18 protein-coding genes are annotated in these 17,039 nt (G+C 37.8%); 9 read left to right on the forward strand and 9 right to left on the reverse strand.

Going from position 1 to position 17,039, the window contains the following annotated elements; genetic code table 11:
• The gene (gene pafA, locus G6N06_RS17025) at positions 1 to 1,668 is read right to left on the reverse strand and encodes an alkaline phosphatase PafA (RefSeq protein ID WP_163517826.1); all 1,668 of its coding nucleotides are present in this window, start codon (positions 1,666 to 1,668) and stop codon (positions 1 to 3) included.
• Between the two features lie 111 nt (positions 1,669 to 1,779).
• Between pafA and G6N06_RS17030 the strand changes: the two genes are divergently transcribed.
• Positions 1,780 to 2,517, forward strand: a complete 738-nt coding sequence (locus G6N06_RS17030) for an MlaE family ABC transporter permease (RefSeq protein ID WP_163517825.1) — start codon at positions 1,780 to 1,782, stop codon at positions 2,515 to 2,517.
• Positions 2,517 to 3,284, forward strand: a complete 768-nt coding sequence (locus G6N06_RS17035; protein WP_163517824.1) for an ABC transporter ATP-binding protein — start codon at positions 2,517 to 2,519, stop codon at positions 3,282 to 3,284. Before G6N06_RS17030 ends, G6N06_RS17035 begins: the two co-directional genes overlap by 1 nt.
• 118 nt (positions 3,285 to 3,402) lie before the next feature.
• Here the strand turns inward: G6N06_RS17035 and G6N06_RS17040 are convergent, their stop codons facing one another.
• From G6N06_RS17040 to G6N06_RS17050, 3 genes are all read right to left on the reverse strand, one after another.
• Positions 3,403 to 4,887 carry a DUF389 domain-containing protein gene (locus tag G6N06_RS17040; RefSeq protein WP_163517823.1) on the reverse strand — a complete coding sequence of 495 codons (1,485 nt, stop codon included), beginning with the start codon at positions 4,885 to 4,887 and terminating at the stop codon, positions 3,403 to 3,405.
• Positions 4,880 to 5,959 carry a mannose-1-phosphate guanylyltransferase gene (locus tag G6N06_RS17045; RefSeq protein WP_163517822.1) on the reverse strand — a complete coding sequence of 360 codons (1,080 nt, stop codon included), beginning with the start codon at positions 5,957 to 5,959 and terminating at the stop codon, positions 4,880 to 4,882. Before G6N06_RS17045 ends, G6N06_RS17040 begins: the two co-directional genes overlap by 8 nt.
• A 95-nt stretch (positions 5,960 to 6,054) precedes the next feature.
• Positions 6,055 to 6,666, reverse strand: a complete 612-nt coding sequence (locus G6N06_RS17050; RefSeq protein ID WP_163517821.1) for a SprT-like domain-containing protein — start codon at positions 6,664 to 6,666, stop codon at positions 6,055 to 6,057.
• Between the two features lie 198 nt (positions 6,667 to 6,864).
• On the opposite strand from G6N06_RS17050, the gene G6N06_RS17055 reads away from it, so the two are divergent.
• The 5 genes from G6N06_RS17055 (at position 6,865) to G6N06_RS17075 (ending at position 10,895) form a co-directional block, all read left to right on the forward strand.
• On the forward strand, positions 6,865 to 7,773 hold the full coding sequence (locus G6N06_RS17055; RefSeq protein WP_163517820.1) for a DnaJ C-terminal domain-containing protein: 909 nt from the start codon (positions 6,865 to 6,867) through the stop codon (positions 7,771 to 7,773).
• Entirely contained in the window at positions 7,770 to 8,063 is a 294-nt protein-coding gene (locus G6N06_RS17060) for a chaperone modulator CbpM (protein WP_163517819.1), read from the forward strand. Before G6N06_RS17055 ends, G6N06_RS17060 begins: the two co-directional genes overlap by 4 nt.
• Positions 8,064 to 8,325: 262 nt before the next feature.
• Positions 8,326 to 8,913: a YceI family protein gene (locus G6N06_RS17065; RefSeq protein ID WP_163517818.1), complete on the forward strand. Its 588-nt coding sequence runs from the start codon at positions 8,326 to 8,328 to the stop codon at positions 8,911 to 8,913.
• 20 nt (positions 8,914 to 8,933) lie between these two features.
• On the forward strand, positions 8,934 to 10,202 hold the full coding sequence (locus tag G6N06_RS17070; RefSeq protein ID WP_163517817.1) for a hypothetical protein: 1,269 nt from the start codon (positions 8,934 to 8,936) through the stop codon (positions 10,200 to 10,202).
• 108 nt (positions 10,203 to 10,310) lie between these two features.
• Positions 10,311 to 10,895, forward strand: a complete 585-nt coding sequence (locus tag G6N06_RS17075) for a YceI family protein (RefSeq protein ID WP_163517816.1) — start codon at positions 10,311 to 10,313, stop codon at positions 10,893 to 10,895.
• Between the two features lie 148 nt (positions 10,896 to 11,043).
• Here the strand turns inward: G6N06_RS17075 and G6N06_RS17080 are convergent, their stop codons facing one another.
• Positions 11,044 to 11,418: a DoxX family membrane protein gene (locus G6N06_RS17080; protein ID WP_163517815.1), complete on the reverse strand. Its 375-nt coding sequence runs from the start codon at positions 11,416 to 11,418 to the stop codon at positions 11,044 to 11,046.
• A 110-nt stretch (positions 11,419 to 11,528) separates the two neighbouring features.
• Here G6N06_RS17080 and G6N06_RS17085 point away from each other — a divergent pair, with 110 nt between their 5' ends.
• On the forward strand, positions 11,529 to 12,203 hold the full coding sequence (locus G6N06_RS17085; RefSeq protein ID WP_240338090.1) for an RNA polymerase sigma factor: 675 nt from the start codon (positions 11,529 to 11,531) through the stop codon (positions 12,201 to 12,203).
• Between the two features lie 100 nt (positions 12,204 to 12,303).
• Entirely contained in the window at positions 12,304 to 12,513 is a 210-nt protein-coding gene (locus G6N06_RS17090; protein ID WP_163517814.1) for a hypervirulence associated TUDOR domain-containing protein, read from the forward strand.
• A gap of 70 nt (positions 12,514 to 12,583) precedes the next feature.
• Here the strand turns inward: G6N06_RS17090 and G6N06_RS17095 are convergent, their stop codons facing one another.
• The 4 genes from G6N06_RS17095 to G6N06_RS17110 form a co-directional block, all read right to left on the reverse strand.
• Positions 12,584 to 13,222, reverse strand: coding sequence for an HAD family hydrolase (locus G6N06_RS17095; protein ID WP_163517813.1), 639 nt, complete (start codon positions 13,220 to 13,222; stop codon positions 12,584 to 12,586).
• A 2-nt stretch (positions 13,223 to 13,224) separates the two neighbouring features.
• Complete coding sequence (locus G6N06_RS17100) at positions 13,225 to 13,908, reverse strand: SDR family NAD(P)-dependent oxidoreductase (protein ID WP_163517812.1); 684 nt, start codon at positions 13,906 to 13,908, stop codon at positions 13,225 to 13,227.
• The gene (locus G6N06_RS17105) at positions 13,901 to 14,899 is read right to left on the reverse strand and encodes a M28 family metallopeptidase (protein WP_163517811.1); all 999 of its coding nucleotides are present in this window, start codon (positions 14,897 to 14,899) and stop codon (positions 13,901 to 13,903) included. Before G6N06_RS17105 ends, G6N06_RS17100 begins: the two co-directional genes overlap by 8 nt.
• A gap of 502 nt (positions 14,900 to 15,401) precedes the next feature.
• Positions 15,402 to 17,039 (reverse strand): pyruvate dehydrogenase complex dihydrolipoamide acetyltransferase, encoded by a 1,638-nt coding sequence (locus tag G6N06_RS17110; RefSeq protein WP_163517810.1) that lies wholly within the window; start codon positions 17,037 to 17,039, stop codon positions 15,402 to 15,404.

Genomic DNA, 17,039 nt, shown 5'->3' on the forward strand with positions numbered 1-17,039 from the left:
TTACTCTAAAACAAATTCTAATGGTTGACCGGTTGCGGCATTCGGGAAACTAATACCCAATATTGCAGATATGGTAGGAGCGATATCCGTAATATGTGTTTTTTTCAAACTCTGTCCGTGTTTTATCCCATTTCCGAAAAGCAAAAGTGGCACATGTGTGTCGTAGTTAAAAGAAGACCCATGGGAGGACCCTGTCAAACTATAGGAAAGAACGGCAGGATCATAAACATAAATCACATCCCCTGATCGCTTTTGGTTGAACCCATTTTGGATCAATTCTTCAATACCTGTAGTAAACGACGTTTGAGTCATTGACATTCCTGAATAGGCCTTATCAATATGCTCATAGGTTATAATTTCATTGATGATGGTTTGTTGAACATCTTCAAGCTTTAAGCCCATCTCATATAATTTAGATCTATTTAAGAAGATCTGGTTGTTGCTAATGTTTTCTATAAGTTCATCAGCTTTAAAAGTTGTCTTCATAAAGGCGTAAACTTTTTCCCTAAATGCTCTGCTGTCAAAATAACCTGCAGGAATTTTTAAGCTTTTCAAATATGAAGGTACTTCAACCGCGGCATGATCTGCCGTTAAAAAAACCGTGTAATTTCCTTTTCCAACCTTAGCATCCAAACCTTTAAATAAGCGCTCTAAGTCTTTATCAAGACGCAAATAAGTATCCTGGACTTCTTTTGAACTTACTCCGAAATTGTGGCCTACATAATCTGGGCTCGAATAGCTGATTGTCAAAACATCTGTAAATTCATCTTGTCCCAAGGCTTCACCTTCAATGGCTGCCAGTGCAAAGTCAGTGGTTATATTATTACCAAACGGGGTCGCTTTAAGAATTTCATACCCACCATTCTGATCTTTCAAAGCGCCTAAATCATAAGGGAAAGTTGCGGTTTCCTTACCTTTAAATCCTCCTTCGAAGGTGTTGTGATCAGGAGCACTTTCGGTATAGGTTGAAATATCGTATAAGGTATTCCATTCTTTAAAATAGGATTTTACTTGGTTGGAGTTATTGAAGTTTTGAACCCATTTCGGCAATTCAGCCATATAGAATGTACTTGAAATCCATCGGCCTTCATCTGCGCCATGGAACCAATACGCCGCATTTGCGGTATGGCCGGCAGGAAGTATTGCACCTCTGTCCTTAAGTGCAATTCCAATCGTTTTTCCGCGCATTTGGGTAAATAGTCTGTTCTCATCAGCAAAGGTTGTGGTCTTCATCCGGTGCGGCGACATTTGCCCTGCCTTATGTTCAGTACCAACAGATTCCACACTATCATCACCCGCACAATACACCGATGATTTGATTTCTTTGTCGTACCAATTATTCCCTATAATACCATGGTATTTTGGTGTTGTTCCTGTATACACCGAGGTGTGGCCAGGTGCCGTATAGGTTGGCACATAATTAAAATGGTTGTTTTTGCAATTAAAGCCTTCGTTCATCATACGCTTAAAACCGCCATCCCCATATTTGTCATAAAACCGGGTCAAATAATCATAGCGCATTTGGTCTACAACAATGCCCACAATTAATTTTGGTGGCGCTTGAATAGTATTATCTTTGTTAGTCCTGTTTTTGGAATTCTGTTGTTGTGCTTGAAATGAAGAGACAAAAAACAACGAGATAAGAATGCCGTAAATAATTTTTTTCATTGTTATTAAATTGAATTCAATTTCAAACATACGGCTTTTTCAAATATCTAAATTCAAATAAAGGGTAAAAACGTCACGGTTTTTTTTACATTAGCAGTAACAAAATATCATATGAGCTACCTACATAATATTGGTCAATATTTTTTAATGATAAAAGAAATGTTCCGCAAACCCACCAAATGGTCAGTTATGCGGCATTTAATTTTTAAGGATATTGATGATTTAATCATTAATTCCATAGGAATTGTAGCTTTTATCGCCTTTTTTGTTGGAGGCGTTGTGACCATCCAAACTGCCCTGAACATCAGCAATCCGCTCATTCCAAAATCGCTGGTAGGTTTTGCAACAAGACAATCGGTCATTTTAGAATTTGCTCCAACATTTATCTCCGTTATTATGGCAGGAAAGGTTGGATCCTTTATCACCTCAAGTATTGGTACCATGCGGGTAACTGAGCAGATTGACGCTTTGGAGGTCATGGGAATCAATGCCATAAACTACTTGGTATTTCCTAAATTCATTGCCCTTATGTTGTATCCGTTTTTGATTTCCATTGCTATGTTTTTGGGAATCTTGGGCGGGATGGCGGCTTGTGTTTTTGGAGGCTTTGCTTCTTTGGATGATTATATAGCCGGAGTACAAATGGATTTCATCCCATTCCATATCGTCTATGCCTTTATCAAGACCTTCGTTTTTGCTTTCTTACTGGCTACCATCCCGTCTTACTACGGATATTATATGAAAGGTGGCGCCTTAGAAGTAGGCAAAGCGAGTACCACCTCGTTCGTCTGGACCAGTGTGGCGATTATTCTTTTAAACTATATATTAACCCAAATGTTGCTAAGCTAATGATTGAAGTCAATGATATCCATAAATCTTTTGGTGATGCCAAAATCCTAAAAGGCATTAGCACAACATTCGAAAAAGGAAAAACCAATCTTGTCATTGGACAAAGTGGTTCGGGAAAAACTGTTTTTTTGAAGACTTTGTTGGGCTTATACACTCCTGATCAAGGCTCCATTATTTATGATGGCACAGACTATTCGGATTTAAGTACTGATGAAAAAAGCAATCTAAGATCAAAGATGGGCATGGTATTTCAAGGAAGTGCACTTTTTGACTCTATGTCCATTGCCGAAAACGTAAAATTTCCGCTGCGGATGTTTACCAAACAGAGTAAAAGCGAAATGAATGATCGGGTGGACCTTGTTCTAAAAAGAGTCAATCTTGGGGATGCGCACAATAAGTTGCCGAGTGAAGCCTCTGGTGGGATGCAAAAACGTGTTGCCATTGCAAGGGCTATCGTCAACCAACCTAAATATTTATTTTGTGACGAACCCAACTCAGGATTGGATCCGAAGACAGCAACCGTTATTGACAATCTGATTCAAGAAATTACACACGAGTACGATATTACTACAATTATCAACACCCACGACATGAACTCAGTCATGGAGATTGGCCAAAAAATCATTTTCTTAAAGGATGGATTTAAAGAATGGGAAGGCTCTAACAAAAATATTTTCAAAACGGATAATGAGGCGGTCACTGATTTTGTGTATTCTTCCGATCTGTTTAAACGGGTACAAAAGATGTACTTGGAAGAAGATCAGTAGTTTTCAGTGGGCAGTATTCAGTAGCAGTTGGCAAGTCATCGGTCTTCAGTTTACAGTCTTCAATCAAAAATCAACAATCAACAATCAACAATCAACAATCACCAATCTTCATACACTCCTATTGACGTCTCACCACCAAAGTATCTAACTTATACTTCTGTTTGAGCCAACGTTGCAACTTTTCCTGTTCTTTAGCAATGACATCTTCTTTTATTTTATCCTTCCATTTCACGGTAAATTCTGCAATGGTATCCAACTTTTCAAAATTGGATGAAATTACGCTCGAGTAGGACAATCTCTCAATATCCTCATAGTTAATCTTAACCTCTTTGGTCAATTCTACGAAAGGAATTTGCAGTGCTTCATATTTTCCCAACTTCCTGACCATATCTTCAAGGAAGACGATCCTCTCGGCTTGGGAAAGTAAGTCTAATGAGTCACGCAAACGCAATTGCGACATATATCGCATGTTGTCCAAATTTCTTGAACGATTTTGATTGAATATCAACTTCGTATTTGCAAGAGCTGGATAGTCCTTCATACGTGCTCTGATAACTGAAATTGTATTGTCCGGAATTTGATCCAGGCCAAAACTATTTAACTCTATAGTGGATGACTCTCCCTTTCTATTTGAATATGAAGAGATTGCGTTTGATTTGATAAAATCAGCGTGTGGCAACTCTTCAAGTTCCTTATTTATAAATGCCCGAGCTTCATTTTCAAATTTGCTTTGGCCCCATACATCAATAAAAGTAATTATTGCCGGAATCATAACAATCACTGCAACAGCTGTTGCTATCCTTGAAATGCGTTTTCTCTTTGCCGAATTGGCATATTTAAGCATAGGAAAACCTAATATCTTCACCACGATAAATGTTGCCAAGGCGATGAAAATAGTATTGATAGTGAACAAGTACATGGCTCCAGTAAAATACTCCAGATTACCCTTTGCCAATCCATACCCGGCTGTACATAAAGGCGGCATCAATGCGGTGGCAATAGCTACGCCAAAGATGACCGAGGCAATAGTTCCTTTTTTAGTTCTGGCAATAATTAATGCCAAACCACCAAAAAAAGCAATCAATACGTCGCGAATATCAGGTTTTACTCGTCCTAACAACTCGGATGTATCCTCACTCAGCGGAAAAAACTTAAAGAACAGAAAAGCCGTTGCCAAACTCAAAACAATCATAATGACCAAATTGATCAAGGAGCGCCTCAAGGTATCGATATCATTAATAGCAATAGAAAGTCCAACACCTAAAATAGGTCCCATGAGGGGGGAAATCAACATGGCACCAATAACTACAGCCGCAGAATTGGCATTCAACCCAACAGATGCCACAAAAATAGAACAGATAAGAATCCATGCCGTTGCGCCCTTAAATGGAATATCGCCTTTAATGGCCGCCACGGTGGCATCTCTATCCGTATCTTCCCGGAAATCCAACAAATCACTAAAGAATGTCTTGATGCTTTCCCAGAGTCCTTTTGCCTCTTTCTTTACGGCTTCTTTTGAGGCTTCTACAGCCTTATCTTGCCGGCTCGTGGTTTTGTCTTCTTCCTCAGAAAAATTGAACTTGTTTTCTTGATTGTTATCCATAGTTTTTTCCGAACTTATCTTTTACCCTCTGTAAAGTTTGCTTAATATCTTGTTCTTTTGATTTAGGAAATATAAGCAAAACTTCGTCTTTGTCAACAATAATATAATCTTTCAATCCATCAATCACCACAATTTTATCGGCTTTGGTTCTAATCATGTTTCCCGTAGCGTCTTCGGTTAAGGTTCGTGCATTGACTACCGCATTTTGGTGCTGGTCTTTTTCGAGCTTATCATATAAGCTACCCCAGGTTCCCAAATCGTTCCAATCAAATTCGGCCGGCAGGACATAAACATTTTCTGAAACCTCCATGATTGCATAATCCACCGAAATGTTTTCTGATTTTCCGTAGTTTTCCGCTATAAAGAGATCTTCACTATCGGTATTATAAAGATTGATTCCCTTTATAAACAGTTCAAATAATTGTGGCTGATGAAACTGAAAGGCCTTGACTACACTTTTGGCACTCCACATAAAAATGCCAGCATTCCATAAAAAATTTCCCTGGGCGATAAAGGATTTCGCAGTTTCGTAATCTGGTTTTTCCCTAAATTGATGTACAGGCTTTATGGCTTTATTTGACGATTGCTCATATTCTATATATCCAAAGCCTGTGTTCGGAAAGGTGGGCTGGATACCAAGGGTCATCAGGGCGTCATTGGTTTCGCAAAAATCAAATGCCTGTTGAACGTTTTGGGTGAATTTGGCTTCGTCTTCAATCCAATGGTCACTGGGCGCGACAATCATCACTGCATCCGGATTTTCTTTTTGAATTTTTAATGCTGCATATAAAATACAAGGTGCGGTATTCCGCATGGCAGGCTCCAACAACACTTGCCGATCCGTTAAACCTGGCAATTGACGGAACACCAAATCTTTATAAACGGCATTAGTGAGAATAAAAATATTTTCTTGTGGAATCAATTTGGAAAGCCTCTGAAAGGTTTTTTGGATGAGCGTCTCCCCTGTTCCCAACATATCGTGGAATTGCTTCGGAAAATCCTGCGTGCTCACTGGCCAAAATCGTGATCCTACTCCTCCTGCCATTAATATGGCGTAATAATTATTGTTCATTAGTTGTATTTTTATTCTATGTGAAAATGAATCTTGTCTTTCTTTTTGTTACGAACGATACCATGGCTTATAACATCATTGTCAACAACAACTGCTTACTGCGACTGTAAACTGTTGACTAATTCCACCTCGGCATTCGGGTTGAAAAGATACAACTTTCCCGATGTAACTTCTACACCCTCATAACGCGTTCGTCTTTTCACTCCTCTTCTAAATATGCGTCCGTTATAAAGTCTAAACTCACTTCCCATTGGCACTTCAAAAATATAGGTTTTATCGTTTGGTGGATCAAATTGTTTTAGGGCCAAGGCCAATTTAACATCGGTGTCGCTGCTAGCCTTCGGGTTTCTAAAGTGTTTCGCCAAAAGTGGCAATAATTCATTAGGAAATATTGTAGGATTGAGAAAAGGCAGCATCAATTGCTGAAAGGTATACTTCCATTCTTTGCCGTGTGGCTTAATAAATCTTCCATAATTTTTATAGGCCTCAAAATGAGCGATCTCATGAATTAAGGTCATCAAAAACCGATAATGGTTCAAATTTGAATTTATGGTGATTTGGTGCCTGTTATTTGGTAATTTCCGATAATCACCATGTCGGGTTTTGCGCTCATTCTTGATTTTGACAACCAAATTATCATGATCTAAAAGTTCGATCACATCGGGAATTGCCTGATAGGGAATGTATTCTTGAAGCGTGTTGTGCATAGACGCAAAAATAAGAGATTTGGTGAGATTGTATAAAGATTTTTGTAAATTTCGGAAACAAAGCTTAGGAATTAGCCGAGGCTACAAGAGCCGGGTTTTTGATTACCATCCATGAGCTAAACAGAAATTTAACACAGAAAATAATTGTCCATATCAAACATTGCAAAACTCAAATCTTTTAAAAAGAAGGTATAACACATGGCATTTATCGATTATTACAAAGTATTGGGCGTAAGTAAATCTGCCACCACTGCAGAAATCAAGAAAGCATACCGTAAACTGGCAAGAAAATACCATCCCGATGTCAATCCAAATGATAAGACTGCGGAACAAAAATTCAAAGAAATCAATGAAGCCAATGAAGTATTGGGCGATCCTGAAAAGCGAAAAAAATACGACAAGTACGGCAAGGATTGGCAGCACGGCGAAGCTTACGAACAAGCACAACGCCAGCAACAATCGCAGCGCCAGTACCAACACCATGCATCAGGTGGCTTTGAAGGTGCCAGTTTTTCCGAAGGAGACTTTTCCGATTTTTTTGAATCCATGTTTGGAGGAGGAGGCGCTACACGAGGTCGTGGCAGGTCGGCTGGCTTCAGAGGTCAGGATTTTAATGCAGAATTGCAATTGGATCTGAGAGATGTTTATGAAACCCACAAAAGAATTCTCAATGTCAATGGAAAAAACATACGTTTAACCATTCCTGCAGGGGTAGAAAATGGTCAAGTCATCAAGATTGCAGGCAAAGGGGGCCCAGGCGTCAATGGCGGTCCAAACGGCGATTTGTTGATCCAATTCAATATTGGCAACAACACAAAATTTAAACGCGATGGATCTGACTTATATTCCACTGAAACCATTGATCTTTATACTGCAATTTTAGGAGGTGAAATTACCGTAGATACGTTTGACGGTAAAGTCAAGTTGAAAATAAAACCAGAAACCCAAAATGGTACTAAAGTCAAGCTAAAAGGAAAAGGCTTCCCTGTTTATAAGAAGGAAGGGCATTTTGGTGACCTGTATATTACCTACAACATTGAGATGCCAACCAAACTTTCTGCTAAAGAGAAAGCACTGTTCAATGAACTTAAAAATTTAAAATCATGAGTACTGAAACCTATATTCCAATAGAAACCCTATGCACCTTTTATAAAGTGGAGACTTCGTTTTTTCATGGCTTGAACGATTATGGATTGATCGAAATAACAACTATTGAAACATCGCCATGCATCCATCAAAAACAGATCAAAAATCTGGAATCCATAGTACGATTGCATCAGGACTTACATATAAATTTTGAAGGCATTGACACGATATTAAATCTTTTGGATAAAATTCACGATCTGCAAAATGAATTGGCCGCAACCAAAAACAGATTGCGAATTTTTGAGGATTAGTATTTTTTTAAAGTTTTTTTTATCAAATATTTCGCCAAAATCCCTGGTGGATATCTTTTTTTTCTATTTGAAACAAAAAACAATCTATTCCCATAAAGTCAAGTAAACCAGGTTGCTCTGGTTTTTTTTATTTAATTCTATTTAGGAATCCGAATTTCAAAATCGAAAACAACACTCTTCACAAATTTCCATCATGATATTTATCATAATTTAAAGTTAATTTATTACTGAACTTTGCACCATAATATTAAAACATACTATTATGGTTACTTTTAAAAACATTAGCAAATCCGTGTTGAGTTTACTATTTATGCTCTTCTTATCAACACCACAAGTTTACTCACAAACTTATAATCTGAGTAATCAAGCCTCAAAACTCACTGTTTCCGGCACCTCTAGCTTACATGATTGGGATATTGATGCCGAGCAGCAAAAGGGTCAAATTATCCTAAATACGGCAAATGACTTGAAGATAGAAAAACTGACTCTTGAGGTTACTGCAGAAAGCCTTAAAAGTGGCAAAGGAGGAATGGACAAAAACACCTATAAAGCATTAAATACGGGAAAACATAAAACCATCAACTTTCAGCTTACTGAGGTCAAAGAAATAAAATCTGTAGGAAATGACAACTATAAAACTGAAATCGTAGGAAATTTAACTATAGCTGGAGTCACCAAAAAGCTCAATATCAATTTGGATATGTCTGTGACGTCGAGCAAGGTGACCTTAAATGGTAAAAAATCATTTAAAATGACCGATTTTGGTATAGATCCTCCTAAAGCTCTTTTGGGTACAATTACCACAGGAGACGAAGTTACAATCAACTTCAACACTGTTCTTAATAAATAAACAAGCTTAAACTTATAATAATGAAAAAATTAATTAGAAATTCAGTAATCGCATTATTACTCCTAGTAGGGGTCAATATGAATGCGCAAAAAAACAACAGAAGTATTGATAATTATAGAGAGCCTGATAAAGGGGGCATAAATGTTTTCGAGGCCCCTAAAGACACTATTTCTACTTTTGAAAATGTTAAAGTAAGAATCGGGGGGTCATCCACCTTACAATTCCAAGCCATTGATCATGAGAATTCCGGAGCGGTAGATTTGATTGAAATAGGTTCAAACTTTAACCTTGCAACCGCTAATCTCGATTTGGATGTCGTATTATATGACGGTATTAGAATGCACTTACGCACCTATTTATCTTCTCGTCACCATCCAGAGCCTTATGTAAAAGGAGGCTACTTCCAAATAGATAAGCTTGAATTTATAAAGCCAGGTTTTATGGAAGACATTATGAAGTACACCACCATTAAAGTTGGACATATGGAAAACAACTATGGAGATGCGCATTTTAGAAGAACCGATAACGCTCAGGCAATCTATAACCCTTTTGTGGGCAACTTGATCATGGATGCATTTACAACAGAAGTGGGAGCTGAACTGTACTATCAAAGAGATGGATTTATTGGAATGGTAGGTTTTACAAATGGAAAATTGAATCAATCAGTTGACAAGCCTGATACCGGCGGTGCTTCATTCTTAGGAAAATTTGGTTATGACAAGCAATTTAATGATGATTTCCGTTTCAGATTAACTGGATCTATTTACAACACTGGTAGAGTTGCCAATTCGTACCTCTACAGTGCAGATAGAGCAGGTTCAAGATATTATTTAGTGCTCGAACCTACAACCGCTACAACTGCAGGTGCTTTTAGATCTGGTCGCTATGACCCAAGATTAAGAAATCAGATTACTGCGATCATGTTCAACCCTTTTGTAAAGTATAAAGGTTTGGAGTTTTTCGGAACGTTTGAATCATCAAAAGGTAAAGGTGCGTCAGAACCAGAAAAAAGAGTTGCCAATCAGTATGCTGGTGAATTGATCTACCGATTTGGAAACACCGAAAACTTTTACATAGGCGGCCGATATAACAAAGTTGATTCTGAGGACATTAGTGGAAGCGATGTAGATATTTCAAGATTCCAATTGGCCGCAGGTTGGTTTATGACCAGAAACATTCTACTTAAAGCTGAGTATGTCAATCAAAAATATGATGGCTTCGATACAGGAAGCATCTTTAATGATGGAAAATTCAATGGACTAATGGCTGAGGCTGTAATTAGTTTCTAACAAACTGATTCTTGATAATAGTAACTAACCTCACTCATTTAGTAGTCCGCTAAATGAATGAGGTTAGTTTTTTTTTAAATATATTGTAGCCGTTTAATCAACAGAACAATGAAAAGATTACTTTTTATTTTACCATGTTTAGTTTTTATTTCCTTTTCCCAATTAGATAGTGCAATTAGCAGTAAAACTGTACGCATTACCCCAAAAAGTGAATTGCAGATCAATGGTACTAGTAATGTTAAGGATTTTACCTGCCAATATGAAATACAAAACCTAAACGAGCCTTTTCGAATTCATTATGAGAAAGCAAATGATATTATCAGATTCGAAAAGTCAGAAATCATTTTAAAAAACAAAGGATTTGATTGTGGAGGTAAAGGAATCAACAATGATTTTCACAGTTTGCTACAATCAAACCTATACCCAAATATTACTCTGAAATTAAAAGAAATCAAATTAAATCCACATAAAAAAAACATAGTCGATGCCTTAATTGATATTGAAATAGCTGGTTTAGTCAATGCTTACCATATGAGAACAGAATTCTATTACAATCAAGGTTGGTCGATTTCGGGAAAACTCAAACTGAACATTAAGGATTTTGACCTTGAAGCGCCAAAAAAAATGTTTGGGCTCGTCGTCGTTTCAGATGACATTGAAATAAATTTCAAATTGGAAATTGAGGAGTGTTAAATTCTCTTTTAATTTATAATAGCTGTGATGTGGACGTAGATATCTGGGTTATCAAACCATTTCTTCCCAATCTACATTTACATATTAAAAACTCCAATCCGTAAAAACCAGATTGGAGTCCTTCTAATAGAACTATTAAGCTTTGATATTAAGCCTTAGGCTCAATATCAGACAATTTCGCCAATGAAAAGGCAGCAATAGCCATGACGATATCTCTTACGGCAACATCCAAATAGGTACCGCTAAATAGTAATGTCAAGTCAATAAGTACCAACCAAACTGAAACAAGATAAGCTCCAAATTTAGTCTTTGTAAATACCAAGATCCCCGCTACGATTTCAATAACACCAATAATCATCATAAAAACTGAAGGTTCAAAAGGAAGCATATCTGCAAGACCATCTGAAAGGTACTGTGTCCAATCGGTCAAAATATTTGTAAACTTATCCAGTCCTGCCACGATTGGCACCAAGCCAAAAGTGTATTTTAAAATGTTTTTTACTAACTGTACATTTGATTCCATGATTTAATGTCTTTTTAATTTGTTATACTATTTTGATAGGGAATCATGAAAAAGGATACAAAATTTTGTAACTTATTATCGTTTTCTCTATCTAAAACAAAAATCATAGAATGATGGAAGCAATAAACATTAACCATTTTAATCGCCATAAAATAACTGAAGCGGATATTATAAGACGTATCCTTTCAGGTGAAAAAGAGCTATATGAGATTTTAGTAAGACGGAACAACCAGAAACTCTATCGCGTTATTAGAAGCTATCTCAATGATGAAGCTGAAATTGAGGACATCATGCAGAACAGTTATATCAAGGGGTTCACCAAGCTTTTTCAATTTAAATTGGAAGCATCATTCTCTACCTGGCTCATTCGGATAGCTATTAATGAAGCCCTGGCGAGATTAAAGGAGAAAGGAAAGCTATATCATATTAGTGAGCGTCCAGAAGAACTGAACAAAAACACCATTTTAGAAATACCAGATAAGAAGCAACTCAATCCTCAAGATAAAATGATACATCACGAAGCAAAACAATTATTAGAAAAGGCCATTGATCAATTGGAACCAAAGTATAAAATAGTTTATATGATGAAGGAAATTGAAGGGATGAGTCTAAAAGAAACGGCCTTGGCATTAGATCTGACACTGTCCAATGTAAAAGTGCGCCTGCACCGTTCAAAGGAAATGCTCAAAGACAGCCTTTTTGAAATCTCACACGATACTCATATTTTTGAATTTGGTTTTAGCAGATGTGATAGGATTACGGAACGGGTCATGGAAAATATATAGAAAATAAAGTCTTTGAAAGACCGAGTTTACTGAAATGTTGACTATCAATCCCATCGTACGTACCCAAAACAATTATAAGAATCATTTATGAGCAACGATTATGACAAAATTTAAAGTTGGAGACCATGTCCAATGGAATTCGGAAGCAGGACATGTTTCTGGAAAAATCATAAAAATCCACCATGCCGATTTTGATTATAAGGGCTACACACATCATGCGAGCAAAGATGAACCGCAATACGAAATCAAAAGTGACAAAACCGATCATATTGCCGCACACAAAGGTTCTGCACTGACAAAAATCAAATGAGCATTAAGGAGTTCTTCTGTTGCGCAAAAATACAGACGAACACATAATTTGTTTCCTTCATAAGGAATTCCTAGCCTATCAACTTCAAGAGTTGCGACATGTCATTAAAGGTTAATGTGGCATTTCCTTCAAGTTCGTTATGGTAATCATGAGCGGTATACCCATAGACGTCAAAACCGCCGTTTAAAGCAGCATTTACACCACTCATGCTATCTTCAATGACCAAACATTCTTTTGGATCGAATCCCATAGTATCGGCTGCCCAAAGAAAAACGGCCGGATCTGGCTTCCATTTTCTAATTGTAAAACAACTGAAAATATTTTCTTCAAAATGGGGCAAAAGCCCTGTCAGTTCCAAATTGAGCCGGATCTTATTTTCAGGACCACTGGACGCCACGCAAAATGGAATTTCCAGGCTCTTTACAACCTCAGTAACACCTTCTACAGGCTGAATGTTTTTTTTGAATGATGCAAAACTTCGTTCCCTGAAATTCGGCATGAAGTCATCGGGCAATCTTTGAGTTGCCAACTCAGCAACCTGCGCATAGCACTCCTGCATGGATGTACCTTTAAAATTTTTTAAAGCATATTCCAAATCGATATTGGCGCCATATTCATTGGCCATATCCACTAAAACTTGGCCAGCGATAGGTTCACTATCAACAAGAACCCCATCACAATCAAAAATAATGCACTTATATTTAGACATAATCAAGGTGTTGAATTTGAAACTTGAAGCAATTTCCCGTTATAAAACTTTTGTCCTTTTAACGAAAAATCAACAATATAGTCGGCTATTTCTTCTGGTGTAACGGGTGCTTTATAACCAGGGAAAGCTTCCTCCAACATTTCAGTTTGGACAGCTCCCAATGCCAATACGTTAAATGAAATACCTGAGTCCTTATACTCTTCTGCAAGCAATTCTGTTAAGGTAATTACCGCAGCTTTACTAGAACTATATGCTGCCAGTCCTGGAAATTTCATACTTCCTTGAACGCCCCCCATGGAGCTCATGGTAATCACATGGCTGTTTTTGGCCATAAACGGAATTAAGGTTCTCGTCAATTCTGCCATTCCAAAAACATTGGTCCGATAGACTTCTTCAAAATCGCTCACCGTGGTTTTTGCAAAAGGCTTGTTAAGCACTTGTCCTGCGTTGTTGATCAATACATCCACATGTCCCCAATTTTCTGAAATAAAATCTTGCACTTTTTTATAGGCTTCAGGGTCGCCCAAATCAAAACAAAATGCTTTTACATTTTTCAATTTCAGGGCTTTTATGGGACCATCGTTTCTGGACAATGCCAAAACCTGATGTCCTTGCTTGGCGAACAATTTCACCAACTCATAGCCAATTCCTCTACTGGTACCTGTTATAACGATATTCTTACTCATTCATTTCTATTTCTTGTGTTGTTGTATTGCTCATGGTTTCATAGGCGGGAATTAATTTATTCACCAAATCAGCCATAAATTCATAATCCATTAATTCGGCTTCATCCCCAACTTTATGATAATGGTCAAAATTAGTAAAATCAAATGTGGAAATGGCATGGCTAGGCCTGTTGAAAACTTTAAAAAATGGATAATTATCCGATCGGTAGAATAGTTGAAATTCTTTAGCCTTAGGCAATTGATCCAAAAGCTTGAAGTCCACATAGTCGTTCATTTTAGTTGCCATATTAGACAGATCAAATCCCGTAAAATAGGCCTTATAATCTTTATCGACCATGGGCACGCCCATCATTTCAAAATTGGTCATGGTGTAGAGATTCATGTTCTGCTCCTTTAAACGTTCTGCTAAATGTTTTGACCCCAACAAGCCCATTTCCTCACCAGAGTAAAGGGTGAATAAAATACTGCGCTTATTATTCTTCTTAGCAGCAAAATAACGTGCCATGGCCAAAACAGCGGCGACTCCTGAGGCGTCATCATTGGCCCCATTCGCAATAGAATCGCCGTCTACGGCTTTTATCACACCAATATGATCATAGTGGGCCCCCAAAATGATAAACTCCTGCTTCAATTCCGGATCATGGCCCTCTAAATAACCTACAACATTGGAGGCATCTACGCCCTTTGCCTTATAATGATCCCGATAAGTTTCAAAATACGGCGGTACATTATAAGATTTGAATTTTTCTTCAATATAAACCGCAGCTTTTTCAATACCCTCTGAACCTGTAGCACGACCTTTAAGCTCATCTGAAGCCAAATAAAATACCGTTTCTTTAAGCTCAGCACTTGTTACGAAATTTAACGTTTCCTCTACCAACTTTATTTCGGCTGCTGCAAGGTCTTTGTTACTATTTTGGGTAGATTCCTGCGATTGATTCTTACAGGAAACGATAACTAAGAGGATACCAATTAAAAAAATGTTTTTCATGCCTAATGCTGATTGATTTTAAATATTCTACTAAAATAGCAAGATAATTCAATACTTTCATATCACCTCATATGACGCCAGTCAAATTGGTGAATTTCAATTTTGGAATTTTACTATTGTATAAAAATGTGATTATTCCGATAAATATCGGGAAGGATTATCCCAATGGCTATCGAGACAACCAATTTATTCCAATGTGCCTTCGGGTTTTGAAATATGGGTTTAGATCCCGCACGAAAGCAGGATGAGTTCAATCAACATATTCCAATGCGCCTTCGGCTATTGAAATATGGGTTTAGATCCCGCACGAAAGCGGGATGAGTTCAACCAACATATTCCAATGCGCCTTCGGCTATTGAAATATGGGTTTCACTAAAAAAAACTGCTTCTTTTAACGGAAGCAGGTTTTTTATATATGTAATGATTCTTGGATATGCTTATCAACTGAACTTGTCTTTAGCTTAATAAAATGCTCAACTCAACATGTCCATTTAATTCACAATTAAACCAACATCGAAATTGGATTTTCAACAAATCCTTTTAGTGTTTGAAGAAATTCGGCTCCGGTAGCCCCATCAACCGTTCTATGATCACATGCCAAAGAAAGTTTCATGGTATGGCCTACAACAATCTTTCCATCTTTAACCACTGGTTTTTCAACAATGGCGCCCACCGATAAGATCGCTGAATTAGGTTGATTGATGATTGAAGTAAAACTTTCAATACCAAACATCCCTAAATTGGAAATGGTAAAGGTACTACCTTCCATTTCTTGGGGAGTCAATTTTTTGGTTCTGGAACGTCCTGCATAGTCTTTGACCTTCGCACCAATTTCTGACAAACTTAGCCCATCAGCAAATCGGACTACAGGCACGACCAATCCATCTTCAACGGCGACTGCTACGCCAATATGCACGTGATTATTTAATCGGATCTTATCGTCAAACCATTGTGAATTGACTTGTGGGAATTCTTTTAATGCCAAAGCACAGGCCTTAACTATCATATCATTGAATGAAATTCTTGTATCTGGAATGGCATTGACCTGCTCTCTAAACGCAATGGCTTTTTCCATGTCAAACTCCACGTTAAGATAATAATGAGGCGCTGTAAACTTAGATTCTGCCAAACGTTTCGCAATCACTTTACGCATTTGCGAGTTTGGTTTTTCGTCAAAATCTTCCACTCCTGATGCCGCGACTTGTCCAACTGTCGCTGGCGCAGCACTTACCTCAGGTGTATAGTTTTCTATATCGCGTTTGATAATACGTCCGTTTTCTCCAGAGCCTTTTACTTGAGACAAGTTGATGCCTTTTTCTTCAGCCATTTTTCTGGCCAAAGGCGATACGAATACACGACTACCATCTGAAGTTGCAGAACTTGAAGAACTTGAAACTTCTTTTTTTTCTTCCTTTACAGCTGGTTTAGAGCTTTCTTTTTTATCGGAGTCAGCGCTTTTCTTTTTAGGTGCAGCCTCTTTTTTCTCTGAGCCAGATTGAAAGTTTTTGGCTATGGCAGCAGCATCCGTCCCTTCAGGGCCAATAATGGCCAATAAAGAATCGACTTTTGCAGTATCGCCTTCTTCCAAACCAATATAGAGCAAGGTCCCCGATTGGAAAGATTCAAACTCCATTGTCGCCTTGTCGGTCTCGATTTCCGCAAGTATATCTCCTTCTTCAACCTTGTCTCCTATTTTTTTAAGCCATGTTGCCACTGTACCTTCCTCCATAGTATCGCTCAGTCGTGGCATTGTAACAACGGTCACGCCGTCTGGAAGCTCATCAGAAGTACTTTTTTCGTCAGAAGCTTCTTCTTTTTTATCATCGTCAGAAGATGTATCCTCTGGAGTCTCTTTTTTCTTATCGGAAGCACCACCGTCAATTAAATCTGAAATATCTTCACCTTCTTCTCCAATAATGGCCAACAGTTCGTCAACTTTAGTAGTCTCTCCTTCTTGAATACCAATATAAAGTAATGTGCCTTCATGAAAAGATTCAAACTCCATTGTAGCCTTATCTGTTTCAATTTCAGCCAAAATATCACCTTCTTCAATCTTATCGCCTACTTTTTTTAACCACGTTGCCACAGTTCCTTCTTCCATGGTGTCACTCAGACGCGGCATATTTATTACTTCTGCCAT

Source organism: Gelidibacter japonicus (assembly GCF_010725055.1).
Lineage (GTDB): Bacteria > Bacteroidota > Bacteroidia > Flavobacteriales > Flavobacteriaceae > Gelidibacter > Gelidibacter japonicus.

Bases quoted from the DNA above. Each gene is read 5' to 3' on its own strand.
- G6N06_RS17050 (WP_163517821.1), bottom strand. From the start codon at position 6,666: ATGCACAACACGCTTCAAGAATACATTCCCTATCAGGCAATTCCCGAT.
- G6N06_RS17095 (WP_163517813.1), bottom strand. From the start codon at position 13,222: ATGTCTAAATATAAGTGCATTATTTTTGATTGTGATGGGGTTCTTGTT.
- G6N06_RS17090 (WP_163517814.1), top strand. From the start codon at position 12,304: ATGACAAAATTTAAAGTTGGAGACCATGTCCAATGGAATTCGGAAGCA.
- G6N06_RS17105 (WP_163517811.1), bottom strand. From the start codon at position 14,899: ATGAAAAACATTTTTTTAATTGGTATCCTCTTAGTTATCGTTTCCTGT.
- G6N06_RS17075 (WP_163517816.1), top strand. From the start codon at position 10,311: ATGAAAAGATTACTTTTTATTTTACCATGTTTAGTTTTTATTTCCTTT.
- G6N06_RS17085 (WP_240338090.1), top strand. From the start codon at position 11,529: ATGATGGAAGCAATAAACATTAACCATTTTAATCGCCATAAAATAACT.
- G6N06_RS17110 (WP_163517810.1), bottom strand. From the start codon at position 17,039: ATGGCAGAAGTAATAAATATGCCGCGTCTGAGTGACACCATGGAAGAA.
- G6N06_RS17060 (WP_163517819.1), top strand. From the start codon at position 7,770: ATGAGTACTGAAACCTATATTCCAATAGAAACCCTATGCACCTTTTAT.
- G6N06_RS17080 (WP_163517815.1), bottom strand. From the start codon at position 11,418: ATGGAATCAAATGTACAGTTAGTAAAAAACATTTTAAAATACACTTTT.
- G6N06_RS17070 (WP_163517817.1), top strand. From the start codon at position 8,934: ATGAAAAAATTAATTAGAAATTCAGTAATCGCATTATTACTCCTAGTA.
- G6N06_RS17045 (WP_163517822.1), bottom strand. From the start codon at position 5,959: ATGAACAATAATTATTACGCCATATTAATGGCAGGAGGAGTAGGATCA.
- pafA (WP_163517826.1), bottom strand. From the start codon at position 1,668: ATGAAAAAAATTATTTACGGCATTCTTATCTCGTTGTTTTTTGTCTCT.
- G6N06_RS17065 (WP_163517818.1), top strand. From the start codon at position 8,326: ATGGTTACTTTTAAAAACATTAGCAAATCCGTGTTGAGTTTACTATTT.
- G6N06_RS17055 (WP_163517820.1), top strand. From the start codon at position 6,865: ATGGCATTTATCGATTATTACAAAGTATTGGGCGTAAGTAAATCTGCC.
- G6N06_RS17035 (WP_163517824.1), top strand. From the start codon at position 2,517: ATGATTGAAGTCAATGATATCCATAAATCTTTTGGTGATGCCAAAATC.
- G6N06_RS17030 (WP_163517825.1), top strand. From the start codon at position 1,780: ATGAGCTACCTACATAATATTGGTCAATATTTTTTAATGATAAAAGAA.
- G6N06_RS17100 (WP_163517812.1), bottom strand. From the start codon at position 13,908: ATGAGTAAGAATATCGTTATAACAGGTACCAGTAGAGGAATTGGCTAT.
- G6N06_RS17040 (WP_163517823.1), bottom strand. From the start codon at position 4,887: ATGGATAACAATCAAGAAAACAAGTTCAATTTTTCTGAGGAAGAAGAC.